Genomic DNA, 18,125 nt, shown 5'->3' on the forward strand with positions numbered 1-18,125 from the left:
GAAAGCCCTGCTGCGGTGGGTAACCCGGCCGGGCGGGGCCCTTGCCCGGCTGGACCGGATAGCCCGGGCGGGGTGCGCCGGGTTGCTGCGGGTGACCGGAGTACGGCGGGGGCTGCTGGCCCGGCTGCGGCGAATATCCGGGTGGCCGTTGATATCCGGGCGGCGGCGGATACCCGGGCTGGGGCTGGTATCCGGGCGGCGGCGCGCCTCCGGGCGGACCTGCCGGACGGCGCGGGACCACCGGAAATCCGGGCTGCTGCGGATTGCCGTGCGGCTGTTGGTTTCCAGGAGGCGGCGTGGGCCGACGACCCGGGGGCGTCGGTCCGTGCTCGGACGGTGGGCGAGTCAACCCCCGCACCCCCTCGTTCCTCAGAGATAACCTGCCGGCTCCATAGACCTGCGACTTGCCGCTGAGGAAGGATAGCAAGCTGGCTAGAGTGCCAGTCATGCAGATTTTTCGGGGGGCCGCCCTCGTCGCGCTGCTGCTCGCGATGGCGGGTGTGGCGGCGCCGGCCGCGTGGGCGCAGCCGGCCGGTGTGGATATCACCGCGGAGGTGAATCTGGGCGACGACGGTCTGCTGCGGGTCACCGAAACCGTGAAAGTCCCCGAGGGCGGGGAGTTTCGGCAGGTGCTGCCGCTGCGCGTGCAGGTGAGCCCGAGTGTGCTGCGCACGTTCGAGGTGACCGAGGTGTCCGCCGAGGGGGACGGCGAGGCGCATGTCGCGGACGATCTGTTCACCATCTCCGCGCGACCGGGCGCTGCCACCTTCAAATACACGGTGCACAACACCGTCAGTGACGCTTCGGGCGCGCAGGTGTTCCAGTGGACCGGTGTGCTGAACACCGATGTGGCGTCGATCAATGCGACGGTGTCGAGCCCGAGCTTCCGGATGGGCGTCACCAAGTGCACGGTCGGTCCACCCGGAAATCCGCAGAACTGCGGCGATATCCGGGTCGAGCCGGACGGTTTCGCGCATCTGGAGAAGACCGACCTACGCAAGGGCGACATTCTCGATGTGACCTTGCAGTTGCCGCCGAACACGGTGCGGGCCAATGCCGATGTGCGCGACGACAACGCGCCCAACGCGTTCTCGCCGACCGGTCCGGTGTGGGCCGCCTTCGGCGCGCTGCTCGCGGCGGTGGCCGCGGCGGCCGGGTACGTGCTGTGGGCGAGGCGTTCGGCGCCGGTCGCCGCCGAGACCCTGGATCCGCTGGTGCGCACCGGCGATCGCGTGCAGTTCACCTCGCCGGACGGGGTGCTGCCGAGTACGGCGGGCCTGCTGCTCGACGGCCACGCCGATGTGCCGGACATGGCGTCGACCGTGGTGGATCTGGCGGTCCGGAACTATCTGTGGGTGACGGTCGCCGGTGACGCGGATTGGCGCTTCTCCCGGGTGAATCCACCCGACGAGCAGCTGACCGCCTATGAGCGCGCGGTGTATTCGGCGCTGATTCCCGACGGCGCGGACGCGGTGCTGCTGTCCGAGCGCCGCGGGCAGGTGGACGCGAAAGCGGTGCGCGCCGCGCTGATCGACGACGCGGTGACGGCCGGGGTGTTCATCGACCGCACCCGTCGCGGTTTCGAGTTCTGGCTCGGGATCGCGCTGATCGTGGGCGGTCTCGCCGCGACGGCGGCGCTGGCCCTGGGTCCGCAGCGGCACGCCCTGATCGGTGTCGCGCTCGCGCTGGGCGGTGTGGCCGCGCTGCTGCTCCCCCGCTATCTGCCGTCCCGCACCGCGATGGGCCGGGAGTTGACCGGCCGGGTGCAGGCCATGCAGCGTGGGCTGGAAGCGCTTGCGCCGCAGCGTATTCCGGCGCCGGATCGGGAGCTGGCGTTCTCCCGGGCGCTGCCGTTCCTGGTGGCCGCCCGCCGGGGCGATCAGTGGGTGCGCACGTTCCGGGAACTGGATCCGACGGCGGACGGGAGTCCGGGGCTGTACTGGTTCGGCGGGTTCGAGGGCGATCGCAGTCTGCAGCGTTTCGGCGCGCACTTCCCGTACTTCATCACCGCGGTCGAGGGGTTGTTCCGGCCCGGCGATCAGCGGTGACACACCCCCGGCGACCGATATACCAACCGATGTAGCAGGGTTCGCCATTCGCTATTGTCACGACGTGAGCAATCGATTGGCAAAATTGGTGGGCACACCGATCATCATCGAAGTCCGATGATCGATCGCCATATCGCACGGACAGCCCAGGAACTTAGTTATCCGACAGCTATTAGATCGACCGATGCGGGTTTCGGCCGTGCCTTCCGGGTGCGGACCACGGCGTTGCGCGCCGAATTCCTGGCCGCGCAACCGCAGGCGGTGCTCGCCGATGTGGCCTGGAGTTCCCGGGCCGTCGCCGGCTATCTGAGCCTGGACGATCCACGGGGCGAGTCGCCCCGGCTGCGGCAGGCCGTCGCGGATACCGCCGCGGCCTACACCGCCCGGCTACGCTCGGCCGCGCGGCCCGCCGGGCAGGAGCCCATCACGGTGACGCTCGCGCGCACGCGGTGGACGGTCCCCGCGTGCGGCGGCGCGGCGCCGCCCCCGCCGGTGGCGGATCTGCTGAACGGCCTGTGGGCCGCCGTGATCGACCGCGATCGCGAGCTGCTGGCCTATCTGCTGGGCGCGCCGGGCAGCCCCGGTCACCCGCTGGCGGTGACCACACGCACCGGGCAGCCCGGGGAGCAGTGCCTCTACCTGTGGGCCGATGCCTGGCAGCGGGCCTGGACCGGTGATCCGGCGGCGGAGACGATCATCGTGGACGGGATCGAGGCCGCGGTGGACGCGCAGCAGGCCGGCGGTGACGACTACGCGCGCACCATCGCCTATTCGGCCTTGTGCCTGCTGGACGCGGTGCTGCGCGGCGACCCGGCCGAATTCGAGACCGCTCTGGTCGAGGGCCTCGAATTCCACCGCCGCTTCTGGGACACCCCGCAGCGCGGCCTGGATCCGGAGGGATTCATCGCGTGGCCGCTGCTGGCGGTGGTGTGCCTGGCGGTCGATCGCGGGTTGAGCCCCGGGGTCTCCACCGGGTACCTGCCGACCGGGTTGATGTACCGCACCGCGTAACCGGTTCGCCCGCAACCGCTCTCACCGTTCGGCGTGCACCGCCAGGGCCCGCCGGGCGTAGGCGCGCACGTCGGCGTCGCTGTCGGCGTGGGCGGTTTCGAGCGCGACACGGGCCGCCTCGGACTCCGGCCAGACGCTGAGGGTCAGCACCGCGGCCTTGCGGATGTCCGGGTGGATATCGGTGAGCGCCGCGCTCAAGGCGGTGACGGCGTGCTCCGGGCCGACCCCGGCCAGCCCGCGCGCCGCGCCCTCCCGGATCTGCCAGGCCGAATCCCCCAGCGCGGCGGTCAGGATCACGGCATCGGAATCCCCGCCGAGGCGGGCGAGCGCGGTGAACGCGGCCGCGCGCACCAGCGGATCGCGGTCCCTAGTGAGCGCGCGCACGGTGTCGACACCGCCCTGACCGATGGTGGCCAGGCCGCGGGCGGCGGCGATGCGGACCTCACGGTTGTCGTCGTGGGCGGCCGCGGTCAGCGCGGGCCAGTCGTCCAGCGACACCAGCGCGTGCACGGCCTGGATGCGGACGCGATGGTCGGCGTCGACCGAGGCCTTGCCGAACAGTTCGGCCGTCCCGGCGCGCAGTGAGCGCAGCAGGTCCACGACGGCCGCGCGCACGAACGGGTCGGGCGAATCGGCGTGCTCCGCGAGCCCCGTTGCGGCGGGCAGGATTTCGGCGAGCTCGCGCAGGCCCGCCACAGCGGCGGCGCGCACTTCGGCGTCCTCGTCACCGAGTGCCGCGACCAGTTCGGCGGCGAATCCGTCGGGTGTGTTCTCGGTGAGGACCGCGAGTGCGTTCGCCCGCACCCGCGGGTCCGGATCGGACAGGAAGGGCCCTAGTTCCGTGACGCCGGGCGCGTCCAGGCTCAGCAGCAGCGCGATGCGCGGCGCGACAACGTCTTTCGCCGTCCGCGCCGCCGGGGCGTGCGAGCGCACCTGGGCCCCGAGGTTGGGCGGGGTGCCGATCAGCGCGGGCTGCTCGACCGGGATGACCGCCGGGTCGGTGCCGGGCAGGTCGTCCAGTCCCGGCACCGGCACGAAATACGGTGCGACGGGCCGCTTCAGGAACTCCATGTCGCCGTCGGCGGTCTTGCGCAGGTTGAGGTGGTACCGCCATTCGACGTCGTCGCGGGCGGGCAGGTCGGCGCGCTCGTGGTAGAGCCCCCACCGGGATTCGGTGCGGGTGAGCGAGGAGCGGGCGGCCATTTCCGCGCAGTCCCGGATGAAACTGACCTCGGCGCAGCGCATGAGCTCGTGCGGGGTGCGCGCGCCCATGGCGGTGAGGTCGCCGCGCATGCGGTCGAAGGTCTCGATGGCGAGGGAGAGTTTGGCGGCCGTCTTGGGCGGGGCCACATAGTCGTTGACGAAGCGGCGCAGCTTGTATTCGACCTGCTGCTGCGGCGGCCCGTCGGGTTGGCGCAGCGGCCGGTAGACGAGTTCGTGGGCGGCGGCCAGCTGGTCGGCGGGCAGCTCACCGGGTTCGGGCAGCTCGCCGAGCGTGGCGGCGGCGTGCGCTCCGGCGAGGTCGCCGTAGACGAACGCGCCGATCATGTAGTTGTGCGGAACGCAGGCCAGGTCACCGGCGGCGTAGAGGCCGGGCACGGTGGTGCGGGCGTTCTCGTCGACCCAGACGCCGGACGCGGAATGCCCACTGCACAAACCGATCTCGGAGATGTGCATCTCGATGTCGTGGGTGCGGTAGTCGTGGCCGCGATTGGCGTGGAAGGTGCCGCGGGTGGGGCGTTCGGTGGTGTGCAGGATGTCCTCGAGCGCCTCGAGGGTTTCGCCGGGCAGGTGCGAGACCTTCAGATAGATGGGCCCGCGCGCGGATTCGATCTCCCGTTTGACCTCGGCCATCATCTGCCCGGACCAGTAGTCGGAGTCGACGAACCGCTCGCCGAGCGCGTTGACCTGGTATCCGCCGAACGGATTGGCGACGTATGCGCAGGCCGGGCCGTTGTAATCCTTGATCAGCGGGTTGATCTGGAAGCACTCGATCCCGGACAGCTCGGCTCCGGCGTGATAGGCCATGGCGTACCCGTCGCCGGCATTGGTGGGGTTCTCGTAGGTGCCGTACAGGTATCCGGATGCGGGCAGCCCGAGCCGCCCGCACGGCCCGGTGGCCAGGATGACGGCCTTGGCTCCGACCGCCACGAATTCGCCGGTGCGCGTGTTCAGGGCGGCCGCGCCGACCGCCCGCCCGTTCTCGGTGAGCACCCGCACCGGCATCAGCCGGTTCTCGATGCGGATGCGCTCGCGCATCGTGCGTTGCCGCAGCACCCGATACAGGGCCTTCTTGACGTCCTTGCCCTCCGGCATGGGCAGCACGTAGGACCCGGACCGGTGGACACGCCGCACGGCGTATTCGCCGTAGGCGTCCTTCTCGAATTTCACGCCGTAGCGCTCCAGCCGCTGCACCATGGCGAAGCCGCGGGTGGCGGTCTGATAGATGGTGCGCTGGTTGACGATGCCGTCGTTGGCGCGGGTGATCTCGGCGACGTAGTCCTCGGGTTCGGCCTTGCCGGGGATGACGGCGTTGTTGACGCCGTCCATGCCCATGGCGAGCGCCCCGGAGTGGCGGACGTGCGCCTTCTCCAGCAGCAGCACGTTCGCGCCGGCTTCGGCGGCGGTGAGGGCGGCCATGGTGCCGGCGGTGCCGCCGCCGATGACCAGCACGTCGCAGTCGAGGCGGAGGGTGTCGTCGAGATCGGGGATTTCCATTACTTCGTTGCCTCCGTGAGCTCGCCCGAATGGTTCAGGGCGGCAATGATTTCGGACCGTAGGGCGGTGCGGTCGACGCCGGTCTCGCGGGGCCGGGGGACCTCCAGCAGGGCGCGCAGGGGTTCGCCGGCGCGGCCGAGGACGGCGATGCGGTCGCCGAGCAGCAGGGCCTCGTCCACGTCGTGGGTGACGAAGACGACGGTGGTGGGGTGGCTGTCCCAGGTGTCGACGAGCAGGCGCTGCATGGTGTCGCGGGTCTGGGTGTCGAGGGCGCCGAAGGGTTCGTCCATCATGACCGCGCGTGGCGCGCCCGCCAGGCCGCGGGCCAGCTGCACGCGCTGGCGCATGCCGCCGGACAGCGATTTGGGCAGGAAGTCGGCGAAGCCGGTGAGCCCGATCTCGGCGATCCAGCGGTCGGCCAGTTCCCGGCGTCCGGCGCGCGGCGCGCCCCGCAACCGCAGTGCCAGTTCGATATTGGCGCGCACGGTCTTCCAGGGCAGCAGCGCGTTGTCCTGGAAGACGACGGCGCGGTCGCGGTCGGTGCCGGTGACCTCGACGCCGTCGGCGAGCACCCGGCCCGCGTCGGGGCGCAGCAGTCCGGCCAGGGCGCGCAGCACCGTGGACTTCCCGCAGCCCGAGGGTCCGGTGAGGACGAGGATCTCGCCGGGCCGGACGGTGATCGACAGGTCGTCGATGATCGGGGCTCCGGTGTAGGAGAGCCGCACCCGGTCCAGGGTCAATCCGATGCCGGCCGTGCTCATTTCGCCTCCTCGTCGCCGCGCGGCAGCCAGTGGGTGACGCGCCGCCCGAGCAGTTCCACCGCGGCGGAGGTGGTGTAGCCGAGCACGCCGATGGTGATGATGCCGACGAAGACGCCCGGGTAGTCGACGATGGTGTACGCCTGCCAGGTGCGGTAGCCGACACCCAGTCGCCCCGAGATCATCTCGGCCGACACCACGCAGATCCAGGCCACGCCGATGCCGACGGAGAGCCCGCCGAACACGCCGGGCAGGCTGCCCGGCAGCACCACCCGCCACAGCACGTCCCAGCGGTTGCCACCCTGGGTGCGGACGGATTCCTCCCAGATGGTGGGCAGCGCCCGCACGGCGTGCCGGGTGGCGACCAGGATCGGGAAGAAGGCGGCCAGGAAGGTGATGAACACGATTCCGGCCTCGTCGTCGGGGAACAGCAGGATGGCGACCGGCACGATGGCGATGGCCGGAATGGGCCGCGCCAGTTCGGTGAGCGGTCCCACGGTGTCGGCGAACCAGCGGGAACGGCCCAGTGCCACACCGGCGCTCACGCCGATCACGGCGGCCAGGCCGAAGCCGCTGAGGATCCGGATCAGCGACTGCCCGAGGTCCAGGTAGTAGGCGTCGGTGCCGAGCTGATGCCGGAAGGCCCGCACGATCTGGGTGACGGTCGGCAGCGTGTCGAACCGGACCCAGAGCCGAATGTGGTTGGCGGTCAGGAACTCCCAGGCTCCGATGGCGGCCAGCACGGACAGCGCCCGCACGATCCGAGACCGCCACACCGTCCGCCCGGCCCGCGGGCGCGCCGCCGGCGCTGCGGCCGGGGCGAGGACGGGGGCCGCCGCGGGTGCGGCGACCGCCGGGGCGCTCATACCCGGACCTCGTTCACGGCCTGGTCGAAGCCGACGATCGCGCCCGCGGGGTGCTTGGCGAGGTACCGCTGCGCGGCGGCCGGGGTGGTGAAGGGCAGGTAGTTGTCGCCGTCGCGCACCCAGGTCGCCTTGTCCGCGAACCAGCGGGTGCCGAGCTCGGCGTCCGGCACGTAGGCGGCGCGTACCGTCTTGCCCTGTGCCCGTGCCTGTTTCACGGCCCGCAGCAGCGCGGTCGGGTCGGCGAGGGCCTGCGTCGTGTCCTGCCCGGCGAGCCAGAGCTCACCGCCGGACCCGGGCAGCGGGTTGGCGTTGTTCGCCAGTTCGGCGTCGTAGTTCAGTCCGCGTTCCTGGTACGCCTGCTTCAGCGCGGCCGGGTCGACGAACTTGTCGATGTCGAGGTCGGCGAAGTCGCCGATCGACTTCAGGTACGGCACATCGCCTTTGAAGGCGGCCAGCAGCGACGGCTTCAGCGTGGTGTCGAAGGAGGTGCCGCCCGGCCCGTTGTAGAGGTACACGACCTCCGGGGCCAGCCCGGCGTTGTCCGCGACGGTCTGCGCCGCCTCCAGGGGGTGCTGGTGGATGAAGTCGGTGGCGTCGAGCTGGGCTTGCAGGAAGGCATCGAGCACCTCCGGGTGCTGCGTGGCGTAATCGCGGCGAGCGACCACGCCGTGGAAGGTCGGGACGTTCAACTCCGCGCCGTCGTAGAGCAGCTTGGCCTTGTTCTGGAACACCAGCAGGCCGGGCCAGGCCACGAACTGCGACAGCGCCGCCACCTGACCGGATTCCAGTGCGGAGGAACCGATCTGGGGTTGCTGGTTGAGCACCTCCACCCCCGACTTGGGGTCGATGCCCGCCCGGGTGAGCGCCTGGACCAGGGTGCCGTGCCCGGCCGAGCCGACGCTCGCCGAGATCTTCTGCCCGGCCAGGTCGGTGATGGACTGCGCCTTCGAGTCGGGCGCGACCACCACCATGTTCAGCGCGCCCTTGGGGTTGTAGCCGGTGATGGACACCAGCTCGGTGCGGGAACGCTCATTGGCCTGGGTGCGGGAGCCGTTGATGAGCAGCGGGTAGTCGCCCATCGAACCGATGTCGATCTTCTCGGCCACCATCTGCGCGGTGATGGGCGCGCCGGTGTCGTAGTCCTGCCACTCCACCTGGTACTTCGCGCCGCCCTTGGCGCTCAGCGCGTTCAGGCGTTGTTCCAGGAAGCCCTTGGCCTTCAACAGGGTTCCGGCGGTGACGGTATTGATGGTCTTGGACTGGTAGCCGATGACGACCTTGACGGTGTCGCCGTTGCCGGCGTTCTCGAGCGAGCAGCCGGACACGGTCAGGGCGAGGGCGGAGGCGAGGGCCGCGGCGATGACGCGGGTGGGGCGGTACTTCATGGGGTTTCCTCAGCGGGTCGGTCTCAACGCAGCAGGTAGGGCATGTTGACGGTGACGGCGCCGGTGGGACAGCGGGCCGCGCAGGGGCCGCAGTACCAGCACTCGTCGACGTGCATGTACGCCTTGCCGTTGTCGGGGTTGATCGCGAGCGAGTCCAGCGGGCAGATCTCCACGCAGAGCGTGCAGCCCTGGATGCACAGCGATTCGTCGATGGTCACCGGGACATCCGCCCGGTTCTCGGCCAAAGCCATCTAGGTCAACCTCCAGTCGGTGCCCGAGTCGGCATCGGGTGAGCGTTCCGGCGGCCGGATCAGGCTGCCGCGCATGGTGATCCGGTCGCCGCGCATGCGGATGTACTCGAGGTCGACCGGGCGGCCGTCCTCCAGCGAGGTGAGGCGCTCGAGCAGCAGCAGCGCGCCGCCCTCGGGCATCTGCAGGGTCATGGCCGAGTGCGCGTCGGCGGTGATGGCCTCCAGGGCCAGTTCCGCCGAGCCGAGCGGGCCGCCGCTGATCTGCTCGATGAGCGCGAACACGTCATTGGTCTCGAGGTCGCGGGTGACGACCTCGTCGCCGATGCCGGGGACCAGGTAGGTGAGGTCCAGGCTGAGCGGCAGGTCGCCGAACCAGCGCAGCCGCTCGATGTAGACGGCCTGCTCGCCGGGTTCGAGCCGCAGCTTGCGGGCGACCGCCGGCGGCGGGGTGACCCGGCGGGCGGCACGCACCTCGTTGCGGACCTCGCCGTGGCCGCGCAGCGTCTCCTTCAAACCGAGCAGGGCGTCGAGGCCGTGGTCGTATTTGCGGCGCGCGACATGCGTTCCGATCTTCGGGGCGCGCTCGATCAGACCTTCGTCCTTGAGCAACGCGAGCGCGTCGCGAACGGTGTTGCGGGACACGCCGAATTCCGCGGACAGCGCCGCCTCGGCGGGCAGTGCGTTGTCGAAGGCGCTCGCGTGGATCTGCTGACGCAGTACATCCGCCACGTGGCGGGCGCGATCCGCCCGGCGTTGGGGGACGCGCAGCGGTACCGGTTCCGGCGACACCTCGACTCCTTTCTACGCCGTTGACCTGCGGTTTCAGAACTGTAGCGGCGAAAATGGGGCCGTCCGGACCGCTCACCGCGCGCCGGCGCCGGCGATGCGGTTCTGCGCCGCCCACCCGAGCGCGCGGCCTGCCGGAATGCGGTCGAATCGGGGTATTGCGCCACCCGTGCCGGGAGTGCGCGCCTTGGAATCACACTGAGCGGAATGCGTGTGCGCGACAGCGGACTCGAGTGGGGTGGGGGGTACGGGCGGCTTCTCGAGATATGGGACGACAGTGTGTCGTGCGCCACTCGACCGAACCGCCTCGGCCGCACCGCGCCTGGCGTGAAATATCAACAGGCGCAAAAGATTCGGCAGGACTGGAGGTTGCCCGGAGGGTTTCGCGCCGACGCGCCGCGACAGGCCCGGGACTGCCGGGAGGATCGCGCTTACCTTCCGTTCCCCGTGATCGGAATGATACTTTGATCCTATGTCTGCAAGCCGCCCCTCTTCCGCGCCGCGGGTCACCTACGTGACCGTCGCGCTGGGCGTTCGGCTGCCGCGGCAACGGGAACTGTGTTGTCCCTGCCGTCGCGCAGTCGAGTTCTGACCGGATCGTCCAGGCATTTCCACCGGGCGTAATCCGGGTTCCTCGCTGCACCGCTGAAACCTTCATGTAGGCATTCGTCCACCCGTCGACCGGGTGGACCGCAGCAAGGATTCGACACAGTGTCCAGCCCCACGCTCGACCGCACCCATACCGCCGTCTCCACCGCGACCGCGCGGCCCGCCCCGGCGCGCCCGGCCGTGCCCCCGGAGTTGCGGATCACCGACAACCCGGCGGCCGCCGTGCTGCGCGCCGCCACCCGCGGCCCGATCTTCCGCGACGTCGCCGCGCAGACCACCGGTCTGAGCATCGCCACCGTGAATCGCCAAGTGTCCGCGCTGCTTACGGCCGGACTGCTGCGTGAGCGCGCCGATCTGACCGCGTCGGGCGCGGTGGGCCGTCCCCGGGTGCCGTTCGAGGTCGACACCGACTCGTACGTGACACTGGGCGTGCACATCGGCTTCACCGTGACCCGCATCGTGGCCGCGGACCTGTCCGGCCGCATCCTCGGCGGGCTCGAGATCGCCACGCCCCAAACGGGTCAGGACGCGGCGCTGACCATAGTGGCCCGCAGCGCCAAGGCCTTCCTGGACCGGCTGCCGCGGCGGCGGCCGCTGTGGACCGGCGTCGCGCTGGCCGGTCGGGTGGATCCGGCGGCCGGGGTCGTGGACCATCCCCGCCTGGGCTGGCAGGCCGCGCCGGTGGCGGCGGTCTTCAGCAGCGTGCTGGACCTGCCGGTCTCGGTGTCCGCGCACGTCGAGGCGATGGCCGCGGCGGAGCTGCTGCTCACCCCGCGCGACCCGGCCGAGGAGAACCGGCCCGGCAGCAGCCTGTTCGTGTACGCCCGCGAAACCGCCGGTGTCGCAGTCACTCTGCACGATCGCGTCCACACCCCCACCAACGGACCGGGTTCGATCGCGCATCTCCCGACCGGCTCGGACGCCGATTGCACCTGCGGCCGGCGCGGCTGCTTGGAGGCCACCATCGGTGAGCGCGCCCTGTTGGAGCGTGCCGTGCGCAAGGGCATCCTGCCCAAGCCGGAGGCCCCGCGCCGCCCGGCCGTCACCGATCTGTACCGGGCCGCCGACGCGGGCGATCCCGACGCTCGCGACCTGCTCATCGAGCGGGCCGAAATCCTCGGCCGCACAGCGGCTCTGGTGCGTGACATGTTCAACCCGGACCGGGTGGTGCTGGGCGGCCAGGCGTTCACCGGCTGGCGGCCGGGCATGGAGCGGGTCGCCAAGGCTTTCGCCGAGTCGACCACGCTGCCCGCGGCGGATCTGCGGATCAGCCGATTCGGCGGCCGGGTACAGGAATTCGCGGCGGCGGTCACCTCGGTGAGCGCGTTCTACGCCGACCCGCTCTCGGCCATGCGCCGGGCGACGCGGACCCGCTAGCCCACCGAACGTGAGGTCCCCGCCGGGTGATCCCGGCGGGGACCTACGTCGTATCCCCGCCCCGGAGGGCGTGATCGGTGGCGAACCACACGGCCACCTCGGCGCGGCCGCTCGCCCCGAGCTTGCCCGCGATGTTGTGCACGTGCACCTCGGCCGTCCGCTCGGAGATCCCCAGCGCCCGGGCTATCTGGCGGTTCGTCCGGCCGCGCGCCACCAGCGCCGCCACCTCACGCTCGCGCCTGGTGAGCAGCGGCTTCCCGGCGCGGCGCGGAATCGAGGCGTCGAGATCGTCGAGGACCTCGGCGAGGTATCCGGCGGTGTCGGATCGCACCCCCTCCGCACCGATCCGGCGGTGTTCCTCGAAGGCCGCCGGGCCGAGCGTGGCGACCGCGTTGCCGAATGTCTCGGTCAGCCAGCGCATCCCGAACGGCACCGTCATGGCGCCGATCGTGGCGGCGAGAGCCTCTGCGGCGCCGAGCAATTCGGCCATACGCGGGAGTCTGGAACCGCTCAACGCGACGGCGGACGCCACCATCAGACCGACGCTGGCCCCGTACAGCCCGCCGGCCTCGAGGAAGGCGACCAGGCAGACGCGGGCCTCGGTCCTGGCCTCGTCGAACCGATCGGTGCGCCACGCCGCGACCGCGCGGATCAGGGCCGCCCAGCCCATGGCCTCACGATCCCCGATCACCCGCATGATCCGGTCGGCCGCCTCGGCATCGCGGGCGGCCGCGACATAGTCTTCCTTCCCGAGTTCGACGCCCGCGAGCATGACCAGGCCCCAGCCGTGGGCCAGCCCCTCGGTCTCACCGGCCGCGGTGATTAGCGCCAGGGATTCGCGGATCAGACTCTCGGCGGGGGCCAGATCGTCGTCGAATGCCGCTGTGAACCCTCGATATTGGAGTGCGCGAGCAAGACCGCGATGGTCGTCGAGCCCTCGGAATGTCGCCGCCGAGACGTCGAGGGCCGCCGCGGCGGCCGCCCGGTCGCCATGGATCATCGCCAGGTCGCCGACCCCGACGCGGGCCCAGGCGGTGAACCACTCGTCGACCGCACCGGACATCGCGAGGGCGGTCGCGAGCCACCGCAATCCCTCTCGGAAATGACCGTGCAGCTGCCAGAAGTGCGGCAGCGCGCCGGCGAGCCGGATCGCGGTGTCGGCATCGCCGGAGTCGATGCTGTGGGACAGCGCCGCACGCAGGTCGGGGTGCTGGGCCTCCAATCGGTTCGCCCACGCGTGTTCGGCATAGGTCCGGAAGGCGGCGCCGGCGCGCTCGGCGAGATCGCGGAAGTAGGACGCGTGGACATTCCGCAGTTCGCCCAGGTCCCCCGATTCGCGCAGATGCGCGCGGCCGTAGCTCTTCACCGTCTCCAGCAGGCGATAGGGCGCCGGTCCCGCGGCGGGGTCGAACGAGACCAGCGATTTGGCGACGAGACCGGCGAGGAGTCCCGCGCTGTCCCCGTCGGACCGTGCGCAGCCGACTCCGTCCACCTCCTCGATCCCGAAGCCGCCCGCGAAGATCGCGAGCCGGTCGAACAATCTCTGCTCCGCCGGACTCAGCAGTCGGTAGCTCCAGTCCATGGTGGCGACCAGCGTGCGATGGTGCCGGATGGCCGCCCTGTTTCCGCTGGTCAGCAGCCCGAACTGATCGTCCATGTGGGCCGCGATCCGCTCGACGTCGAGCGATGCGGCTCTCGACGCGGCCAGCTCTATCGCCAGCGGGAGGCCGTCGAGATAGCGGCAGATCCGCGCGGCTCCGGCAGCGGTCGCCGCGGTCATCGTCAGGTTCGGCTGCACCGCTCGAGCCCGTTCGAAGAACAGCGCGACGCTCTCCGCGCCGGTCACGACCGCGAGATCCTGATCGCCGGTCGTGGACGGCAGCGCGAGGCCTCCGACTCGCAGGACGCCCTCACCCGGTATCTCGACGAGTTCCCGGCTCGTGGTCAGAATCCGCAACAGGCCGCAGCGCCCGAGCAGCTCTGTCACCACGGTCGCCACCGACTCGACGACGTGTTCGCAGTTGTCGAGCACGATCAGCGCGGCCGATGCTTCGAGACGGACCGCCAGGGAATCGGTGAGGGAACGCCGGCGATGCTCCGGAACCCCGACGGCCCCGGCGATGGCGTTCGGTACGAGCGCGGGGTCGGTGATCGAGGCGAGTTCGACCAACCAGCAGCCATCCACGAAATCATCGCTGCGCGCCAGCGCCACCTCGAGCGCGAGCCGGCTCTTACCGGCGCCACCCGGCCCGGTGATGGTGACGACTCGATAGGTCTGGAAGAGCTCCTGGATCTTCGCGAGATCGGCATGACGTCCGACGAAGCTCGACAGCGGCGTCGGGAGATTGTTCAGCGGAGGAGCGAGCTCCCAATCGCTGGGCGTCACTGTCGGAGCCTACGCGTACCCCACCGGTGCCCGGAAGTACGTGATTCCCCCAATAGCGATCCGATCCGGCCCGGACCGATGCTGATCTGGAGAGTCGGTCACAGCCCGGCGATCGTGACGGCATCGACAATCGATCGAGGTGAGAGCAATGAGTTGGGAAAGCACACACGAATGGTGGCGGGCACTGCACGACGTGGCCGCGGAGATCGAGAACCGACGAGACGGCGAGCTGCCCTGGCGCCCCGAACACGCCACGGTGTTCGGCGACCCGGGCGGACTGATCGCGGCGCTGCGCTATCGCTGGAAGCTGACCGTGCAAGCCCACGAGGACGAACTCGCCGGCGCGGACGGTGAGGCGGTCGAGCGCGAGTTGGTGCACGCCAATCAGGGTGTGTTGCAGGTCTTGCGGGCGGCCGGGCAGCACGAACCCGCCGCCGCGCCCGCCTTCGCCGCGGCCTGAATCCGTCGAACCTCGGTTCGGACCCGGGAGGCCGGGCCGGATGGTCCACGATCCGGCCCGGCCCCGGGTCCCGCCCCACGCGCGAGGCCCATTGCGCGCGGTGCGGGGTACCGCCACCCGCCCCGGAGTCCCCTTCCAGCCGGGCGGCGGTGGTCTCAGGCGGCGCGCGCCTGCGGGGTCAGCCCCCACTCGCGCGCCAGCAGCCGGTGCGACCGCACCCGGTCCTCGTGGTCGAAAGCCACACTGGTGACCAGGATTTCGTCCGCGCCGGTCAGCTTGCGCAGGGCGTCGAGGCGTTCGGCGACGGTGGCCGGGGAACCCACCAACTGGGTGGTCACCCGGTCGTCGACCAGCCGTTGCTGTGGACCCGACAGTGCGGGCACGGTGTCGGGGTCGAGGTAGTCGGCCGCTCCCGCGCCGCTGCGAATGGAGTACACCCAGTGCCCGTAGCTGGAGGCCAGGTGCCGGGCGGTGGCGTCGTCCTCGGCGACCAGCACATCGGCGGACACCACCAGGTACGGCCGCGGGAAGCGGGCCGAGGGCCGGAACGCCGCCCGGTACGCCTCCACGGTCTCGACGATGGTGCCCGGCGACACGTGGTAGTTCGCCGCGAACGGCAGCCCGAATCGCCCTGCCAGTTGCGCGCTTTCGCCGCCGCTGCTGCCGAACAGCCACGGCTGCACGTCCGCGCCCTCACCCGGGACGGCGTGCAGTTCCACGCCGTCGGTGGTCACGAAGCTGCCGTCGAGCAGCGCGAGGATCTCCTCGACCTGCTCGGTGTACGGCAGTGGCCGCGACCCCGGGAGGTGCAGGGTCTCCAAAGCCGCCTTCACCCTGGTGAAGTCGAGCAGCTGGCCGGGGTAGAACGGCGGCGGGAGCACCACGCCGTCGCGGACCTCGGTGGGCCGAGGCGGGGCGGGAACCGGCGGCACGCCCGCCGATCGCAACTGTTCACCGCGTTGTCCCGACCGGCCCAGCCCCAGATCCAGTCGGCCGGGGTGGAGGGCGTCGATGGTGCCGAACGCCTCCACCACGGAGATCGAGGTGTGGTGACCGAGCTGCACGGCCGCCGAGCCGACCCGGATGGTGTCGGTGGCGGCGGCGATCAGCCCGATGAGTGTCGTCGGCGCGGCGCTGGCGACCCGCACGAAGTGATGTTCGGCGACCCAGAACCGGTGGTAGCCCAGCTTTTCCGCGTGCCGGGCCAGATCGACGGTATTGCGGAGGGCCTGCCGGGGCGTCGAGCCCGCGCTGATCGGCGACAGGTCCAGCACCGAGAGCGGGATGGTCATAGCGACCGCCCCCGCCGCGGATCCTGTTCTCCCGCTTCGACGGCCAGCGGCAGCCGGTTCTCCGCCGGGGCGATCGGGCAGGTCGCGTAGTCGGTGAAGGCGCAGGGCAGGTTGACCGCGCGATTGAAGTCGAGCAGCACGCTGCCGTCCGCCGCGGGCCGGGACAGATCCAGTCGTCGCGCGCCGCCGTAGGTGGTGACGCCACTGGTGCCGTCGGTGAACAGCACGTGCAGGCCGAGCGCCTCGCTGCCGAACACCACCAGTTCGCGCCGCTCGCCGTCGAGGTCGAAAGTGACCGTGCCGGTGGCGGTGTGGTGGTGCTCGAGGCCCTCCACGACCGCACCGGTGGTGACGACACGGGTCTGCGCGAAGGGCTCGAAGTAGCCGGTCACGATCCACCGCGGCCGCGGTTCGTAGACGGGGATCTCGGTGAACGCCGCCAGGGTCGGCGCGGCGGGATCGTGCACGCGCAGCGCGAACTGCCCGGTCCGCCGGATCACCTCGATGATGCGGTCACCGGTGTGGACCTGGAGACCCGGCGCTCCCTCACCGGGCGTGATCGCGGCCTCGCCGCTCAGCGCCACCCCGTCCAGCACCAGCTCGGGCTGGTCCGAATCGACCGTGACATAGACGTTCTCGCTGTCCGCGTGCCACCGGCCGGGCAACCCGTCGACCGTCTCCCGGTCGGCCCCCAGCCAGTGCAGCCCGGTGAGGCTGAGCCAGCCCAGGGGTTGGCGCGCCCAGGCGGCGCGTTCGGTGCGGAAGGCCGCCCATTGCTGCTCGTACGTGGTTTCGATGGCGGTCATGAGGCGCGTACTCCTTCGGTGCCGTGATGGGGGTGGCGCAGGCCCAGGTGTTCGCGCAGGGTCGCGCCGGTGTACTCGGTGCGGAAGCTGCCCAGGGACTGCAACTCCGGGACGACCTTGTCGACGAATTCGTCGAGCCCGGTCGGGGTCAGATGCGGGACCAGGACGAAACCGTCCGCGGCATCGGATTGCACGTAGCGGTCGATCTCGACGGCAACCTGCCGGGGCGTGCCGACGAACTGCTGGCGGGCGGTGGTGGCGATGATGAGGTCGCGGATGGAGAGCTGCTCGGCGGCGGCCTTGGCCCGCCAGGCCGCGGCGACGGCGAGCGGGTCGCGGGCGTGGCGCACCCGCCCGCGGGTGATGTTCGCGTCGTCCACGGGGTCGATGTCGGGCAACGGGCCGTCGGGGTCGTAGGCGGAAAGGTCACGGCCCCAGACCTGTTCGAGGAAGGCGATGGCGGTCTGCGGCGTCACCTGCTGCCGCCGGATGTGCCGGGCGCGGTCGGCGGCGTCCTCGGCGGTGTCGCCGAGCACGAAGGCGGCGGCGGGGAGGATCTTCAGGTCGTCGCGGGCCCGGCCGTACCTGGCGAGCCGGTCCTTCACGTCGCGGTAGAAACGCTGTCCGTCCTCGAGTTCGCCGTGCGCGCTGAAGATGACATCGGCCTTGGCGGCGGCGAATTCGCGGCCTTCGTCGGAGTCGCCCGCCTGGATCTGCACCGGGTAGCCCTGCGGGCCGCGCGGCAGCACGAACCGGCCTTCGATCTCGAACTGGTCGCTGCTGAACCGGGCCTGCGGGACCGGCTGGGCGAAAACGCCGCGCTCCCGGTCGATCACGAGGGTGTCGGCGGGCCAGCTGTCCCACAGCGCGCGGGTGGCCTCGACCACCTCGTGTGCGCGGGTGTAGCGCTTGGCGTGCTCCAGGTAGCCGCCGCGCCGGAAGTTCTCGCCGGTGAAGGCGTCCGAGGAGGTGACCGCGTTCCACGCCGCGCGACCGCCGGACAGGTGGTCGAGCGAGGCGAATTGCTTTGCCAGTTCGAACGGTTCGTTGAAGGTCGTGTTGATGGTCCCCGCCAGCCCCAGGCGGGTGGTGACGGCCGCCAGCGCGTTGAGCACGGTGAAGGTGTCGGGCCGGCCCACCACGTCCAGGTCGTGGATGCGGTCGCGATGTTCGCGCAGCCGCAGCCCCTCGGCGAGGAAGAAGAAGTCGAACAGGCCGCGTTCGGCGGTACGGGCCAGGTGCACGAAGGAGTCGAAGTCGATCTGACTGCCCGAGTCCGGGTCGGTCCAGACGGTGTGGTGGTTGACGCCCGGGAAGTGGGCGGCCAGGTGAATCTGCTTGCGTATCCGATGATCCGGCATGGCGGTGACTC

General features: G+C 70.9%; 14 protein-coding genes. 4 read left to right on the top strand and 10 right to left on the bottom strand.

What is annotated here, in order from left to right:
* The first annotated feature begins 446 nt into the window (after window positions 1–446).
* A complete protein-coding gene (locus ABZ382_RS13410; protein ID WP_357087897.1) occupies window positions 447–2,048 on the top strand; it encodes a DUF2207 domain-containing protein in 1,602 nt (533 codons plus the stop codon).
* Between the two features lie 117 nt (window positions 2,049–2,165).
* On the top strand, window positions 2,166–3,059 hold the full coding sequence (locus ABZ382_RS13415; protein ID WP_357087899.1) for an immunity 49 family protein: 894 nt from the start codon (window positions 2,166–2,168) through the stop codon (window positions 3,057–3,059).
* Window positions 3,060–3,080: 21 nt separating this feature from the next.
* Here ABZ382_RS13415 and ABZ382_RS13420 read toward each other — a convergent pair whose 3' ends face one another.
* Genes ABZ382_RS13420 through ABZ382_RS13445 form a run of 6 tightly spaced genes read right to left on the bottom strand, consistent with a single transcriptional unit; the run spans window position 3,081 to window position 9,826 of the window.
* Window positions 3,081–5,777, bottom strand: coding sequence for a fumarate reductase/succinate dehydrogenase flavoprotein subunit (locus ABZ382_RS13420; protein WP_357087901.1), 2,697 nt, complete (start codon window positions 5,775–5,777; stop codon window positions 3,081–3,083).
* Window positions 5,777–6,538 (bottom strand): ABC transporter ATP-binding protein, encoded by a 762-nt coding sequence (locus ABZ382_RS13425; RefSeq protein ID WP_357087904.1) that lies wholly within the window; start codon window positions 6,536–6,538, stop codon window positions 5,777–5,779. Before ABZ382_RS13425 ends, ABZ382_RS13420 begins: the two co-directional genes overlap by 1 nt.
* Window positions 6,535–7,401, bottom strand: coding sequence for an ABC transporter permease (locus ABZ382_RS13430; RefSeq protein ID WP_357087906.1), 867 nt, complete (start codon window positions 7,399–7,401; stop codon window positions 6,535–6,537). Before ABZ382_RS13430 ends, ABZ382_RS13425 begins: the two co-directional genes overlap by 4 nt.
* Entirely contained in the window at window positions 7,398–8,786 is a 1,389-nt protein-coding gene (locus ABZ382_RS13435; RefSeq protein ID WP_357087908.1) for an ABC transporter substrate-binding protein, read from the bottom strand. The genes ABZ382_RS13430 and ABZ382_RS13435 overlap by 4 nt, the downstream gene beginning before the upstream one ends.
* A gap of 23 nt (window positions 8,787–8,809) precedes the next feature.
* Entirely contained in the window at window positions 8,810–9,037 is a 228-nt protein-coding gene (locus ABZ382_RS13440) for a ferredoxin family protein (RefSeq protein WP_357087910.1), read from the bottom strand.
* Window positions 9,038–9,826, bottom strand: coding sequence for a GntR family transcriptional regulator (locus ABZ382_RS13445; protein ID WP_357087912.1), 789 nt, complete (start codon window positions 9,824–9,826; stop codon window positions 9,038–9,040). It abuts the gene before it with no gap.
* 708 nt (window positions 9,827–10,534) lie between these two features.
* Between ABZ382_RS13445 and ABZ382_RS13450 the strand changes: the two genes are divergently transcribed.
* The gene (locus ABZ382_RS13450; RefSeq protein ID WP_357087914.1) at window positions 10,535–11,809 is read left to right on the top strand and encodes an ROK family protein; all 1,275 of its coding nucleotides are present in this window, start codon (window positions 10,535–10,537) and stop codon (window positions 11,807–11,809) included.
* Window positions 11,810–11,852: 43 nt separating this feature from the next.
* On the opposite strand, the gene ABZ382_RS13455 is transcribed toward ABZ382_RS13450, so the two are convergent.
* Entirely contained in the window at window positions 11,853–14,195 is a 2,343-nt protein-coding gene (locus ABZ382_RS13455; RefSeq protein ID WP_357087917.1) for a LuxR C-terminal-related transcriptional regulator, read from the bottom strand.
* 148 nt (window positions 14,196–14,343) lie between these two features.
* On the opposite strand from ABZ382_RS13455, the gene ABZ382_RS13460 reads away from it, so the two are divergent.
* Window positions 14,344–14,655 carry a hypothetical protein gene (locus tag ABZ382_RS13460; RefSeq protein ID WP_357087919.1) on the top strand — a complete coding sequence of 104 codons (312 nt, stop codon included), beginning with the start codon at window positions 14,344–14,346 and terminating at the stop codon, window positions 14,653–14,655.
* Window positions 14,656–14,810: 155 nt separating this feature from the next.
* Here the strand turns inward: ABZ382_RS13460 and ABZ382_RS13465 are convergent, their stop codons facing one another.
* The 3 genes from ABZ382_RS13465 to ABZ382_RS13475 are packed head-to-tail and all read right to left on the bottom strand — an operon-like array spanning window position 14,811 to window position 18,114.
* On the bottom strand, window positions 14,811–15,947 hold the full coding sequence (locus ABZ382_RS13465) for an LLM class flavin-dependent oxidoreductase (RefSeq protein WP_357087921.1): 1,137 nt from the start codon (window positions 15,945–15,947) through the stop codon (window positions 14,811–14,813).
* Window positions 15,944–16,753, bottom strand: a complete 810-nt coding sequence (locus tag ABZ382_RS13470; protein WP_357087923.1) for a DUF1684 domain-containing protein — start codon at window positions 16,751–16,753, stop codon at window positions 15,944–15,946. The genes ABZ382_RS13465 and ABZ382_RS13470 overlap by 4 nt, the downstream gene beginning before the upstream one ends.
* Complete coding sequence (locus ABZ382_RS13475) at window positions 16,750–18,114, bottom strand: NtaA/DmoA family FMN-dependent monooxygenase (RefSeq protein ID WP_357087926.1); 1,365 nt, start codon at window positions 18,112–18,114, stop codon at window positions 16,750–16,752. The genes ABZ382_RS13470 and ABZ382_RS13475 overlap by 4 nt, the downstream gene beginning before the upstream one ends.
* Window positions 18,115–18,125: the final 11 nt, after the last annotated feature.

The sequence above is a fragment of the Nocardia sp. NPDC005825 genome (genome assembly GCF_040630175.1).
GTDB lineage: Bacteria > Actinomycetota > Actinomycetes > Mycobacteriales > Mycobacteriaceae > Nocardia.

Excerpts from the sequence above, each read along its gene's own strand:
- ABZ382_RS13465 (WP_357087921.1), bottom strand. The coding sequence starts at position 15,947 with ATGACCATCCCGCTCTCGGTGCTGGACCTGTCGCCGATCAGCGCGGGC.
- ABZ382_RS13410 (WP_357087897.1), top strand. The coding sequence starts at position 447 with ATGCAGATTTTTCGGGGGGCCGCCCTCGTCGCGCTGCTGCTCGCGATG.
- ABZ382_RS13475 (WP_357087926.1), bottom strand. The coding sequence starts at position 18,114 with ATGCCGGATCATCGGATACGCAAGCAGATTCACCTGGCCGCCCACTTC.
- ABZ382_RS13425 (WP_357087904.1), bottom strand. The coding sequence starts at position 6,538 with ATGAGCACGGCCGGCATCGGATTGACCCTGGACCGGGTGCGGCTCTCC.
- ABZ382_RS13420 (WP_357087901.1), bottom strand. The coding sequence starts at position 5,777 with ATGGAAATCCCCGATCTCGACGACACCCTCCGCCTCGACTGCGACGTG.
- ABZ382_RS13470 (WP_357087923.1), bottom strand. The coding sequence starts at position 16,753 with ATGACCGCCATCGAAACCACGTACGAGCAGCAATGGGCGGCCTTCCGC.
- ABZ382_RS13440 (WP_357087910.1), bottom strand. The coding sequence starts at position 9,037 with ATGGCTTTGGCCGAGAACCGGGCGGATGTCCCGGTGACCATCGACGAA.
- ABZ382_RS13460 (WP_357087919.1), top strand. The coding sequence starts at position 14,344 with ATGAGTTGGGAAAGCACACACGAATGGTGGCGGGCACTGCACGACGTG.
- ABZ382_RS13430 (WP_357087906.1), bottom strand. The coding sequence starts at position 7,401 with ATGAGCGCCCCGGCGGTCGCCGCACCCGCGGCGGCCCCCGTCCTCGCC.
- ABZ382_RS13415 (WP_357087899.1), top strand. The coding sequence starts at position 2,166 with ATGATCGATCGCCATATCGCACGGACAGCCCAGGAACTTAGTTATCCG.
- ABZ382_RS13435 (WP_357087908.1), bottom strand. The coding sequence starts at position 8,786 with ATGAAGTACCGCCCCACCCGCGTCATCGCCGCGGCCCTCGCCTCCGCC.